Origin of the sequence: Natronococcus jeotgali DSM 18795 (genome assembly GCF_000337695.1) — an archaeon.
GTDB lineage: Archaea > Halobacteriota > Halobacteria > Halobacteriales > Natrialbaceae > Natronococcus > Natronococcus jeotgali.
In genome coordinates this window covers 44,140-56,824 of the sequence record NZ_AOIA01000024.1, presented here as the reverse complement: position 1 = coordinate 56,824, position 12,685 = coordinate 44,140, and the positions used below count along the sequence as shown (strand labels likewise).

Sequence of the window (12,685 nt, the reverse complement as noted above, 5' to 3'; positions counted from 1 at the left end):
GTATGGCCACCCGAATCGGTTTCACCGGCGACGTGATGCTCGGTCGGGTCGTCGACGACCGCCAGCGGCGCCGCCCCGTCGAGGCGGTGTGGGGGACCGCCCTCGAGCGCCTTCGCGGTCTCGACGGCCTGGTGTGCAACCTCGAGTGCGTCCTCTCGAACGGCGGGACGAAGTGGCGGCGCACGCACCGCCCGTTTCACTTCCGTGCGGATCCCGACTGGGCCGTCCCCGCTCTCGAGCGGGCGGGCGTCGACGTCTGCGCGCTGGCGAACAACCACGTGCTCGACTACGAGGAGGCGGCGCTGCGGGACACCCTCGAGCGCCTGGACGAGGCGGAACTCGCCCGGGCCGGCGCGGGCGGGACGATCGGGGAGGCCCTCGAGCCCGCGGTCGTTTCGGTCGACGGCCTCGAGGTCGCGATCGTCGCGTTCACCGACAACACGCCCGAGTACGCGGCCGACGAGTCCTCGCCCGGGACCGCCTGGATCGAGATCGACCGCGAGAACCCGGAGACGAGACGCCGCGTCCGCGAGGCTCTCGAGCGCGCTCGCGGGACCGATCCCGACCTGCTGGTCGCCTCCCTGCACTGGGGGCCGAACATGGTCACGGAGCCACCCGACTCGTTCCGGGAGTTCGGCCGCTGGCTGATCGAGGTGGGCGTCGACGTCGTCCACGGTCACAGCGCTCACGTCTTCCAGGGAATCGAGGTCCACGAGGGGCGTCCGATCCTCTACGACGCGGGCGATTTCGTCGACGACTACGCGGTCGATCCGGCGCTTCGCAACGACCGGAGCTTCCTGTTCGTGTTGCAGAGAGCCGACGACGGAGCGTTGCTCGAACTTCGCCTCCACCCGACCGAGATCGAGGACTGTGCGGTCCACGAGGCGAACCCCGATGCCGCCGACCGGTCCCGCGAACGGATGCGGGAGCTGTCGGCCCCGTTCGGAACCGCCTTCGAACGCGACGGGGCCGCGCTGGTCCTCTCGCTCGAGGAGTGATCGACTGCCGAGCGCGTTCGAGTGTACCTCACGGGAGCCCGTCACAGCCGCCTCGCAGTTGGCAATCCTTAAGATAGCGACCCCGTTACACCGCGTTAGGATGAAAGTGGTCGTTTCTATCGGCGGGAGTGTACTCGTCCCCGAGCCCGGGGCCGATCGGGTCGCCGAGCACGCCGCGGTTATCGAGGACCTGATCGAGGACGGCTGCCGGGTCGGGACCGTCGTCGGGGGCGGCGGCGTCGCCCGCGAGTACATCGGCGCCGCCCGCGAGCTGGGGGCCAACGAGATCGAACTCGACAAGCTGGGGATCGACGTCACCCGACTCAACGCGCGCCTGCTCATCGCCGCGCTCGGCGAGGACGCGGTGACCGCGCCCGCCGAGGACTACGAGGAGGCCGGCGAGGCGCTGCGCCGCGGCGACGTCTCGGTGATGGGCGGGGTCGCGCCGGCCCAGACGACCGACGCCGTCGGCGCCGCGTTCGCGGAGTACGTCGACGCCGACCTGCTCGTCTACGCGACCAGCGTCCCCGGCGTCTACAGCGACGACCCCAACGAGGTCGACGACGCGACGAAGTACGACGCCCTCTCGGCGGCGGAGCTGGTTGACGTCATCGCCGGCCTCGAGATGAACGCCGGCGCCTCGGCGCCGGTCGACCTGCTCGCGGCCAAGATCATCGAGCGCTCGGGGATGCGGACGATCGTCCTCGACGGCACCGATCCCGACCGCATCGCGCGGGCGGTCCGCCACGGCGACCACGAGGGAACCGACGTCGTCCCCGACGGCGTCGGCGAGGAACCGACCTACTGGGCGAGCGAGGAACGATGAGCGCGGACGGGGACGACGGGACCGACGGCGGCGGGCTCGGCGCCGAGAGCCCCTACACCCTCCAGCGCGAGGACGGCGACGCGCGCCACGTCTTCTGGGCCGACGCGGTCGCGGATCGGGTCGAACAGCGCGATCCCGAGGACCCGATCGTAATCAAGGGCGGCATCTCGCCGTCGGGCGTCCCTCACCTCGGGAACGTCAACGAGGTGATGCGGGGCTACTACGTCGCCGAGGTACTCCGCGAGCGCGGCCGCGAGGTCCGCCAGGTCTTCACCGCCGACGACCGGGACCCGCTCCGGAAGCTCCCCCGAACCCTCTGCGATCTCGAGGGAACCCTCGTCGACCTCGGCGAGGTCGACGCGGGCGCGCTCGGCCGGAACCTCGGCTCGCCGTACACCGACATTCCGGACCCCTTCGGCTGCTGTGACTCCTACGGCGCGCACTTCTCGCAGATCATTCGGGACAGCGCCGACGCCGTCGACGTCCCGATCGAGATGGTGTCGACGACCGAGCTCTACACCGGCGGCGAGTTCGACGACGTGACGCGCCACGTTCTGGCCAACCGGGACCGGGCCCGCGAGGTGCTCTCGCAGTACCAGGACAAGGTCGACGACGACTACGTCCCGTTCAACCCGATCTGCGAGAACTGCGGGAAGATCACCGAGACGGTGACGGGCGTCGATCTAGAGAGCGACCCGGCGACGGTCGAGTACCGCTGTACCGACATGGACGCCGGCGACCGACCCATCGAGGGCTGCGGCCACGAGGGAACGGCGACGATCCGCGAGGGGAAGATGCCCTGGCGCTTCGAGTGGCCCGGCCAGTGGCAGGCGCTGGGCGTGGACTTCGAACCCTTCGGCAAGGACCACGCCGAGGGCTCCTGGCCCAGCGGCCAGGACGTCGCGCGCAACGTCCTCGAGATCGATCCCCCGGTGCCGATGGTCTACGAGTGGTTCACCCTCGAGGGCGAACCGTTCTCCTCCTCGGAGGGCAACGTCATCCTCGTCTCGGACGTCCTCGAGTTGCTCGAGCCCGAGGTGCTTCGTTACTTCTTCGCGAAGGATCCCTCGAAGGCGCGCGATTTCAGCATCGAACGCCTCGACCAGCTGGTCGACGAGTTCGACCGCTTCGAGGCGACCTACTTCGGGGAGGTCGAGGCCGGCGAGGACGAGCGGGCGTTCGCCGAACGGGTCTACCCCCTCGTCGTCGAGGAGCCGAGGGAAGAACGGATTCGACTCCCCTACACCTTCGCCGCGGTGCTTGGCATGTTCGACGATCCCGAGCTGCGCGAGGAGGTCGCCCGCAAGGAGGGCCACGTTCCCGAGGACGCACCCGAGTGGGCCGTCGAGGACGCCCTCGAGCGCGTCGAGCGGGCGCGAAACTGGGCCCGCCGAACCGGTAACGAGTTCGACTACGAGCTCAAACGCAGCGCGATCCCCGACCACGAGTTCGACGCGGCGACCGAAGACGCCCTCGAGGAGCTCGCCGAGTTCGTCGCGGCGGGCCACGAACCCGACGAAATTCAGGGAGAGATCTACGAGACCGCCAAACGCCACGACGTCGCGGTCGGCGACTTCTTCGCGGCCGGCTACCGGCTCTTTTTCGACGAGGAGCAGGGGCCGAAACTCGGCTCGTTCCTCGGGAAGCTCGACCGGGAGTTCGTCGTCGCGCGGCTCCGCCGGGAACGCTGACCGGTTCTCTCCCGTCGCCCGGCGAGCTCCGGCCAACACAAACCATTTGAGAGTGCCACCCCGAACTACGACAGATGCAACACGGCGCTCCCGCTTTCGTCTCTGTTCCGGAACTTTTCGGTTCGACGGTTCTGACGTGGGTGCTCGTCGGACTCCTCGCCTACTGGCTGGTGATCCTCTCGCTTCGCAACGCCGGATTGCTGCCCGAGTACGTCGGGACGCAGGGTCCGATCACGACGTTTCACACCAAACGAGGCCGGGCGTTTCTGGACTGGCTCGCCGGCCCGAAGCGGTTCTGGCGGGCGTGGGCCAACGCGGGCATCGGCGTCGCGATCGTCGTCATGGTCGCGATGTTCGGCTTCCTGCTGTTCGCGGCGGTCGCGGCGCTGTCGTCGCCCCAGCCGACGTCGTCGGTCCAGCAACCCCGGAACGTGTTGATCATTCCTGGCGTCAACGACTTCCTCCCGCTGTCGGCGACGCCCGGGATCGTCTTCGGGTTGCTCGTCGGGCTCGTGGTCCACGAGGGCGGTCACGGCCTGCTCTGTCGCGTCGAGGACATCGACATCGAATCGATGGGGGTCGCGATGCTCGCGATCCTCCCGATCGGCGCCTTCGTCGAACCCGATCAGGAGAGCAGCAAGTCGGCCTCCCGCGGCGCCCAGACCCGGATGTTCGCCGCCGGCGTCACGAACAACTTCGCGGTTACGATCCTCGTGTTCGGGCTGCTGTTCGGACCGGTCGTCGGCTCGATCGCCGTCGCCCCCGGCGCCCCCGTCGGCGGCGTCGCCTCGGGATCGCCCGCCGCTGAGGCCGGCCTCGAGCCCAACGACCGAATCACCGCGCTCGACGGCGAGGCCGTCGAGGATCGAGCGCAGCTTCTCGAGTTGCTCGAGGCTACCGACGGCGAGACCGTCGAACTCGAGCGCAACGACGGGGAGACGGTAACCGTCCAGCGGTCGCTGGTCGTCACCGCGGCCGTCGACGGGAACCCCGCCGGCGTCGATACCGGCGAGTCGATCTTCGCCGTCGACGGCGACCCGGTCGCGACCGAGGGCGAACTGCTCGAGGCCGTCGGCGACGACGAGGTCGTCACGCTGACCGTCGGCGAGGACGGCGAGACCGACCAGCGGGAGGTCCCGATCGGCGCGGCCGTCGGAGTCGCCGAGGACGGGCCGCTGGCCGACGCCGGCGCTCCGGCCGGGGGACGGCTGGTCGTCACCGAACTCGAGGGCGAGCGGATCCACTCGGCGTCGGCGCTCCAGGATCGGCTCGGCGACACCGATCCCGGCGACGAGGTCGCGGTCGCTGGCTACCTCGACGGCGAGCGCGTCGAGTACGAGATCACCCTCGGCGAGCGAAGCCAGGTAACCGGGGGCGGGACGGCCGGATACCAGCCGATATCCGGCATCTCCGGCGTCTCCAGCGAAGCGCTCGGCGTTCAACACTACCCCGCCGAGGCGTATCTCACGGTCCTCGGGGGCGGCGGGGACACCGGGATCAGCCCGCTCGCGGACTCGTTCCTCGGAAAGATCGGCTTCGCACTCTTCTTGCCGCTCGCGGGCTTTCTCGAGATCCTCCCGTTCAACTTCGCGGGCTTTACCGGCGGGATCGAGAACTTCTACCAGGTCGAGGGCGCGCTCTCGGTGTTCGGCGACCGGGCGGTCTTCGCAGCCGCCAACCTGCTGTTCTGGACCGGGTGGATCAACGTGCAACTGGGCTTTTTCAACTGCATCCCGGCGTTCCCGCTCGACGGCGGGCACATCCTCCGAACCAGTACGGAGGCGGTCGTTTCGCGGCTGCCGTTCGAGGCCACGCGAGGGATGGTCCGAACGGTGACGACCACGGTCGGGCTGACGATGCTCGCCAGCTTCGTGGTGATGCTGTTCGGGCCCCAGCTGTTGACCTGAACGGACCGTGCGCTCGGGGGCCGCCAGCTACTCCGCCTCGTCGATTCCGTGGCGCTCGTAGAACTCCTCGGGGGTGTCCTCGATACGCTCGAAGTCGGTATCGAAGTAGTGCTCGTGGTGGCGAACGACCTGCTCGACGATCCAGGCGCTGAACGTCTCGTCGAATCGCCACTCGTCGTCGGTTTCCGGAACTTCGAACCGCTCGTCGGTCGCAAACGCCGCGTAGACGTGGAAGAACCCGAGGATGACGTCGGCGAAGTCCCGGGCCTTCTCGGCGCTCGACTCCCGGCGGTCGGTAAGCTCCGCGTGGCCGTCCTCGGTCAGCTCGAAGTACTTTCGGTCGGGTTCGTCCTCGCGTTCGATCCGCTCGGCCCACCCCTTCTCCTCGAACTTGTAGAGGATGGGGTAGACCGAGCCGTAGGACGGTTCCCAGTGGCCGCCGCTGATCTCGCGGATCTCCTTGAGAATTTCGTACCCGTACCGGGGTTTCTCCTCGAGCAACTCGAGGACGAGATACGCGATCACTCCCTTCGGCGGTCCGCTCTTCCGCATGTGAGTCGAGGTTTTAACGGACGTACGTAAAGGGTTTCGGTCACCCCGTTCACGAGGGCTCGAAGGGTGCGCGATCGCTCTCGAGCGAAACCCGGTCCTTCTTGACGCCGCCGCCCTAACCCGCGCGTATGGAACGACGACGACCGCCACAGACCGAAGAGGGTTGGTACGTGCTCCACGACTTCCGGTCGATCGACTGGGACGCCTGGCGGGACGCCCCCGAACGGCACCGCTCGAGGGCGCTCGCGGAGGGAGTCGACTACCTCTCGGCCGCCGAGGACGCCGTCGACGCCGAGGACGGCGAGTCGGCGACGTTCGCGGTGCTCGGCCACAAGGCCGACCTGCTGGTGCTCCACCTGCGGCCGACGCTTTCCGACATCGACGCGCTCGAGCGAGGGTTCGAGCAAACCGCGCTCGCGGAGTACACCGAGCGGGCGGACTCATATCTCTCGGTGACGGAGGTCTCGGGGTATATGTCCGAGGAATTTTTCGAGGACGACGCGGAGGTCGAGGACACCGGGATGCGCCGGTACATCGAGACCCGGCTCGAGCCGTCGATCCCCGACAGCGAGTTCGTCAGCTTCTACCCGATGGACAAGCGCCGCGGCGACGAGGACAACTGGTACGACCTGCCGTTCGACGAGCGGGCCGACCACCTCTCGAGCCACGGCGAGATCGGCAAGGAGTACGCGGGTCGGGTCACCCAGATCATCTCCGGCAGCATCGGCCTGGACGACTTCGAGTGGGGCGTGACGCTGTTCGCCGACGACCCGACCGACGTCAAGGACCTGCTCTACGAGATGCGGTTCGACCCCTCGACCTCGCGGTTCGCGGAGTTCGGTCGGTTCCTCTCCGGACGGCGGTTCCCGCCCGAACAGCTTGAGGCCTTCCTTGCGGGAGAGTCGATCCCGCAAGACGAGACCGAACACGGCCATCACGGCGGCGAGTCCGCACGCGGCGGTCACCACGGCGACTCGAGCGGTCACCACCACGGCGAGTCCGGCGGGGACGGCGGACGCCACCACGGCGGAGACGACGAGGACGAGTCCGTCCGCAGCGAACTCGAGGAGATGGGCGTCTACGCGGGCCAGCCCCACGGCGAGGACGTCCACGCGGTCGTGCTCTACTCGGCGGCCGACCCCGCGGAACTGCACGAGGAGGTCGACGGGCTCCGGACGAACTTCGATCACTACGACACCCACGTCAAGACGGCCGTCTACGAACCCAGCGAACTCGCCGACGAGGGAAGCGAGACCGCCGTCGTCAGCCTCTGGGAGACCGAGCGCGCGGCGAATACCGCCGCTGGGTTCCTCGCGGATCTGCCCGATATCGTGCGGCAGGCCGGCGATAACAACGAGGACTCCTGGGGAACGATGGGGATGTTCTACGCGGTCAAGCCCGAGCACCGCGGGGACTTCGTCGACACCTTCGAGGACGCCGGCGCACTGCTGGCGGACATGGAGGGCCACCGCAAGACCGACCTGCTCGTAAATCGGGAGGACGAGAACGACATGTTCATCGCCAGCCGCTGGGACGCCCGCGAGGACGCCATGCAGTTCTTCCGCAGCGACGCCTTCGCCGACGCCGTCGAGTTCGGCCGGGACGTCCTCGAGGAGCGGCCGCGGCACGTCTTCCTCGCCTGAGCCGCTCGCCCGTCGCGGGTGACGGGTAGCTTCGCCGATATCGACACCGGTTGATACCTCCCGCTCCTCCGTTCGCTCGATGAGCGAGACCCACGAGTCGACGCTGTGGCGGACGTGGCGCCGCTACCGGTCGGTACCGATCATCTATCGCATCGCGGTCGCGTTCGCGCTCGGAACGGCACTGGGTGCGACCGTCGGCGAGCAGGCCGGCGCTCTCAGCCCGCTCGGGGACCTCTTCCTGCGCCTGCTCGAGATGCTGATCATCCCGATCGTCGTCTTCACCCTGCTCGGCGGGATGCGCAAGCTGACGCCCTCGAGACTGGGGAAAGTCGGCGGCCTCACGGTCGGCCTGTACGTCGTGACGACGACGATCGCGGCCGCGATCGGGCTCGCGGTCGCGAACCTGTTCGATCCCGGGCGCGGCGTGGAGTTCACCGGCGGCGAGGCCCAGGAGGCCGAACCGCCGACGGTCACGGAGGTCCTGCTGGGGATCGTTCCCGAGAACCCGCTGGGCGCGATGGCCGAGGGCGACATCCTCGCGACGATCTTTTTCGTGATCGTGTTCGGGCTGGCGCTGACGATGGTTCGCGAGGCGACCGACGAGGAGGCGATCGCGGACGCGATCGACGGCTTCTTCGCCTTCGTCGACGCCGGCACCGAGGCGCTGTTCAAGATCGTCTGGGGCGTCATGGAGTACGGCGTCGTCGGCGTCTTCGCGCTGATGGCCGCCTCGATCGGCACTGAGGGGCTGGGCGCGATCGTCCAACTGGGGTCGCTCGTCGGAGTCATCGCGCTGGGGATCGTGATTCACATGACCGTCACCTACCTCGGCGTGATGACGATCGGGATCCTCGGGCAGTCGCCGATGGCGTTTCTCAACGGTGCGAAAGACGCCATGTTGACGGCCTTCGCGATCCGCTCCTCGAGCGGGACCCTCCCGGTGACGGTCGCCGACGCCGACGAGAGCCTCCGGATCGACGAATCGGTCTACGGCTTTTCGCTGCCGCTGGGGGCGACGATCAACATGGACGGGGCGGCGATCCGACAGGCGGTGACGGCGGTGTTCGCCGCCAACCTGGTCGGCGTCTCGCTGGGACTTGGCGAACAGGTGCTCGTGCTCGCTACCGTGATCCTCATCAGCGTCGGCACCGCGGGCGTCCCCGGCGCCGGGCTGATCATGCTGACGGTCATCCTGAGCGCGATCGGTCTCCCCCTCGAGATCGTCGGCTTCGTCGCGGGCGTGGACCCGATCCTGGGTCGGATCGCGACGACGAACAACGTCACCGGGGACCTCGCGGTCTCGTCGGTCGTCGCCAAGTGGACCGACGCGATCGATCTCACCGAGGGCGCCTGGTCCGACGCGCCGACCCCGGCTGGCGGCGACGAGGACGTCGCGACGAACGACTGAGTCAGGCCGCGCCGTCGTCCCCGTCGTAGAAGAAGTAGCCGGCGACGCCGGCCAGTCCGAGTACGAGCGTCACGTACGGCCAGTTGCCCGTCTCGCGGTCGGTCAGGGCGCCGTGTGCGACGACGAAGACCGCGAACCCGACGTTCGCCAGCGCCGTCGCGAGCAGAAACGATGCGCTCTCCATTCGTCGTATCGTTCGACGCCGATCCGATAGCCGTTTCGGATCCGGACGGTCGGTTCGCTCGCGTTCGGTCGCCGATCGCTCGGCTCTCGGAGACGTCGTCTAACGGGCGGTTTCGGTGCGGTCGCAGCGAAGGGCCGAACGCGCGGGAATCCGCAGAGGAGAGGGTCGCTCAGTCGAAGTCGTGATCCGGATCGTCCTCGACCTGCCGTTTCATCGACTCGCGTCGGGACTTGGCGTCCCGACCGGTCGCCTCGAGCAGGAAGTCGTTTTTCGCGTCGACGGCCTCGCCGGCGGCCTCGAGTTCGTCGGGGCCGAGTTCGGTCGGGTCGCGCTCGTGGAACTCCACGGCGAGTTTGTCCTTCTTGCCGGAGTATTCGACGGTGCCGACGACGATCCGTTCGAAGACGGGGTTTTCGGGCTCCTCGATGAGGAACAGGTCGCTTCCCTTGAACTCCTCGGTGTCCGTGATCGGGCCGAAGTACTCCTCGACGGTTCCCTCCATATCGGGGATTCGCTCCTCGAGATACTCACCGCGGCGCATCTTGTACTCCTTCATGAATTGGAGATACACGGGGGAGTGTTTACCTCTTTTCATAGCCGCTGTCGGGTCTCCCGACCGGCTCGAGCGAAAGCGGCGTCGGAGGGCGCGGCTGCGAGTCGGCTCGGTACGAGGTCGTCTCGTCGGTCAGCGGTCGGGCTGGACGCCGAGGTACCCCATTCGGCAGTCGGGACAGATGTCTCCGGTTCGAAGCGAGCTACGGTCGCTCCCCGCGGTGAACCCGCAGCGGGGACAGTGCAGTTTCGCCTGGCCGTTGCCGCCCGGAATCCCCCCCTCGTTCCCGGGCGTCGGCGCCTCGTCGACGCGTTCGATTCCGCTACCCGGGTCGGCGTCGGACTCCGCGTCGACCGCCGTCTCCTCGTCTCCCGCGGCCGGCGGGCCGCCGGCCGTCGCTTCGGACGACGGCGCCGACTCGAGCTCGCTCGAGGGTGCCTCGCTCGTCCCGGTGTCGAGCAGGATCGCGTCGTCCTCGAGCGGTTCGGACTCCCTGTCGGGCCAGTCGTCGGTCTCGGTCTCGGAGTCGGTCTCGGTCTCGATCGGCGGGCCGACGTCGTCGGAGTCGGGCCACTCGCCGTACTCGCGGTCCTCGGTCGTCGGCCCGTCGTCCTCGAGGATCTCGCCGTCGTCGGTGACGGGGTCGCCGTTCTCGTCCGTCGGGAGCTCGATGCCGGCGCCGACGCCGGTGTGTCCGTTCGACGTCTCCGCCGACGTCTCCGCCGGAGTATCGGCGGTTCGACGCGATTCGGCGTCGGCCCCGCGCGGCGCTATCCCGGGATCGTACGGCTCGGTTTCGGCGTCGGTGTCGACGGACTCGGTTCCGGTGGCTTCCGACCGCGCGTCGGGACCGGGACCGCTCGAGCGGACCGACGACGGGTCGGATCCGGCCTCCGCGGCGTCGACGAACGCCGCGTCCGTTTCGCCCGTCTCCTCGGCGAACACGCCGGCGTCGGTCGACCCGGGGTTCGCCGCGGGCGGCTTTGCCGATCGCGGACCGACGCCGGCCGACGCCGAGATGCTCCGGACTTCGGTGTTCTCGCTGACGACGTGTCGGTCGCCGCAGTGCGTACACTCCTCGTACTCCCGGACGGTGAGGACGACCTCGCTCCCCCGCTCCTCGCGCTCGCGTTCGACGTCGACGTCTCCGTAGTCGTGACCGAGCAGCGAACATCGCAGACCCATGATCCCACCCTTCCCAGCACGGCATCAAAAACGTGTTGCCTGGCCGCTATCGCGACGGTTGAGCCGCAGACGGCGTCGCTCGGAAGTCGTTCGGACGACCGCCTCGAGCGCCGCTCGGCGTACTCGCGCCCCTTCCCGTCTCGGCAGGCTCCGTCCGTCCCCACCGCCACGCTCGACGGCGCCGTCGCGAGCGTCCCGAGCGAACGACAAACGTCAAATCCCGGGTCGACGAATGGATGCACGGATGAGAGCAAAGCGGGAGTACCGGAATCGGGCGGAAACCGAGGTAGCGGTACTCGACGCGCTCGTCGACCGCGCCGACGACGGAATGACGGTCTTCGCGCTCCGTGCGGCGGCCGAAGTCGACATCGACGAACTCGAGCGGGCGCTCGAGGCCCTCAAGGAGGACGACCTGATCGTCGTCGAACCCGGCGCCAGCGAGACGGTTATCAAACCCGCCGACCGCGTCGTTCCGGAGGTGCCGACCGACGACGAGGACGAGCAGTCGATCGGCGACTGGCTCCGCGATCGGCTGCCCTTTTGAATCGAAACGCCTGAGGGTGTCGGTCCCCTTTCGGCGTTCATGAGCGTCATCGAGTCCATTCACGCGGATCTCGGAGCCGCGTTCGGCGATCGCGCCGGCCAAACGGTCGTCGAACACTACGGGCGGCCCGAACGGACCCACCGCGCGGTCAGAAACAGCGTCGGGCTGCTCGAGGCCGCCTACGGCGTCGTCGTCGTCGAGGGCGAGGACCGCCTCGAGTACGTCGACAACGTCGTCTCGAACCGCGTTCCGAGCGAGGACGGCCGGGGCTGTTACGCGCTCGTCCTCGGCCCCCAGGGCCGCATCGAGATCGAACTCTACATTTACAACGCCGGCGAGCGGCTGCTCCTCTTTACCCCGCCCGCCCACGCCGAGGATCTCGCCGAGGAGTGGTCCGAGAAGGTCTTTATCCAGGACGTCGAGATCCGGGTCGCGACCGACGACTACGCCGTCTTCGGCGTCCACGGCCCCCACGCGACCGAGAAGATCGCCAGCGTCCTCAACGGCGCCGCCTCCCCCGACGAACGGTACTCGTTCGTCCGCGGCTCGATGGGCGACGACGGCGTCACCGTCGTCCGGACCGACGCGCTCACCGGCGAGGAGAGCTACGAGGTCATCTGTGCGGCCGACGCCGCCGAGGACGTCTACGACGTCCTGTTGAACCAGGGACTCAACGCCGCCCCCTTCGGCTACCGAACGTGGGACACGCTCACGCTCGAGGCGGGATCGCCGCTGTTCGAGACCGAACTCGAGGGACGGATTCCGAACGTGCTCGGCCTGCGAAACGCCTTAGACTTCGAGAAGGGCTGTTACGTCGGCCAGGAGGTCGTCTCCCGCGTCGAGAACCGCGGCCAGCCCAGCAAGCGCCTGGTCGGACTCGCACTCGAGGGCGAGGCCGTCCCCGACGCCGGCGCCGCGGTCTTCGACGGCGACTCGTCGGTCGGCGAGGTGACCCGAGCGGAGACGAGCCCGCTGCTCGAGGAGCCGATCGCGCTCGCGGTCGTCGAGTTCGGGCTCGAGGCCGACGAACTAACGGTCCGCGTCGGTGGCGAGGAGGTCCCGGCCGTGCGAACCGACCTCCCGTTCGTCGACGGCTCGGACCGCTCGGACCGGTTGCCGGAGTACCAGTAGTATCGTCGTTTCGGTCGTCTGTTCCTGTAGACATCGTCGTTCCGCACGCGACACAGCTGCTCG

At 68.5% G+C, this 12,685-nt stretch carries 12 protein-coding genes; 8 read left to right on the top strand and 4 right to left on the bottom strand.

What is annotated here, in order from left to right:
• Positions 1–2 precede the first annotated feature (2 nt).
• The 4 genes from C492_RS03420 to C492_RS03405 all read left to right on the top strand — a co-directional run bounded on the left by C492_RS03420 (position 3) and on the right by C492_RS03405 (position 5,422).
• Positions 3–998 carry a CapA family protein gene (locus C492_RS03420; protein ID WP_008420494.1) on the top strand — a complete coding sequence of 332 codons (996 nt, stop codon included), beginning with the start codon at positions 3–5 and terminating at the stop codon, positions 996–998.
• Positions 999–1,098: 100 nt separating this feature from the next.
• Positions 1,099–1,824 (top strand): UMP kinase, encoded by a 726-nt coding sequence (gene pyrH, locus C492_RS03415; protein ID WP_008420492.1) that lies wholly within the window; start codon positions 1,099–1,101, stop codon positions 1,822–1,824.
• On the top strand, positions 1,821–3,515 hold the full coding sequence (gene lysS / locus C492_RS03410) for a lysine--tRNA ligase (RefSeq protein ID WP_008420491.1): 1,695 nt from the start codon (positions 1,821–1,823) through the stop codon (positions 3,513–3,515). Before pyrH ends, lysS begins: the two co-directional genes overlap by 4 nt.
• 74 nt (positions 3,516–3,589) lie before the next feature.
• Positions 3,590–5,422 (top strand): site-2 protease family protein, encoded by a 1,833-nt coding sequence (locus C492_RS03405; RefSeq protein WP_008420489.1) that lies wholly within the window; start codon positions 3,590–3,592, stop codon positions 5,420–5,422.
• 27 nt (positions 5,423–5,449) lie between these two features.
• Here C492_RS03405 and C492_RS03400 read toward each other — a convergent pair whose 3' ends face one another.
• Positions 5,450–5,974, bottom strand: a complete 525-nt coding sequence (locus tag C492_RS03400; RefSeq protein ID WP_008420487.1) for a PadR family transcriptional regulator — start codon at positions 5,972–5,974, stop codon at positions 5,450–5,452.
• Between the two features lie 128 nt (positions 5,975–6,102).
• Here C492_RS03400 and C492_RS03395 point away from each other — a divergent pair, with 128 nt between their 5' ends.
• Complete coding sequence (locus C492_RS03395) at positions 6,103–7,617, top strand: heme-binding protein (protein WP_008420486.1); 1,515 nt, start codon at positions 6,103–6,105, stop codon at positions 7,615–7,617.
• 79 nt (positions 7,618–7,696) lie between these two features.
• Positions 7,697–9,025: a dicarboxylate/amino acid:cation symporter gene (locus tag C492_RS03390; protein ID WP_008420484.1), complete on the top strand. Its 1,329-nt coding sequence runs from the start codon at positions 7,697–7,699 to the stop codon at positions 9,023–9,025.
• Between the two features lies 1 nt (position 9,026).
• Here the strand turns inward: C492_RS03390 and C492_RS03385 are convergent, their stop codons facing one another.
• The 3 genes from C492_RS03385 to C492_RS03375 form a co-directional block, all read right to left on the bottom strand.
• Positions 9,027–9,209 carry a hypothetical protein gene (locus tag C492_RS03385; protein ID WP_008420481.1) on the bottom strand — a complete coding sequence of 61 codons (183 nt, stop codon included), beginning with the start codon at positions 9,207–9,209 and terminating at the stop codon, positions 9,027–9,029.
• Between the two features lie 169 nt (positions 9,210–9,378).
• Positions 9,379–9,765: a DUF5611 family protein gene (locus C492_RS03380; RefSeq protein WP_008420480.1), complete on the bottom strand. Its 387-nt coding sequence runs from the start codon at positions 9,763–9,765 to the stop codon at positions 9,379–9,381.
• 129 nt (positions 9,766–9,894) lie between these two features.
• A complete protein-coding gene (locus tag C492_RS03375) occupies positions 9,895–10,947 on the bottom strand; it encodes a DUF7093 family protein (protein ID WP_008420478.1) in 1,053 nt (350 codons plus the stop codon).
• A 244-nt stretch (positions 10,948–11,191) separates the two neighbouring features.
• On the opposite strand from C492_RS03375, the gene C492_RS03370 reads away from it, so the two are divergent.
• Both C492_RS03370 and ygfZ read left to right on the top strand, forming a co-directional pair.
• Positions 11,192–11,491 (top strand): DUF6432 family protein, encoded by a 300-nt coding sequence (locus C492_RS03370; RefSeq protein ID WP_008420476.1) that lies wholly within the window; start codon positions 11,192–11,194, stop codon positions 11,489–11,491.
• Between the two features lie 39 nt (positions 11,492–11,530).
• Positions 11,531–12,622, top strand: coding sequence for a CAF17-like 4Fe-4S cluster assembly/insertion protein YgfZ (gene ygfZ, locus C492_RS03365; protein WP_008420475.1), 1,092 nt, complete (start codon positions 11,531–11,533; stop codon positions 12,620–12,622).
• The last annotated feature ends 63 nt before the right edge of the window (positions 12,623–12,685 follow it).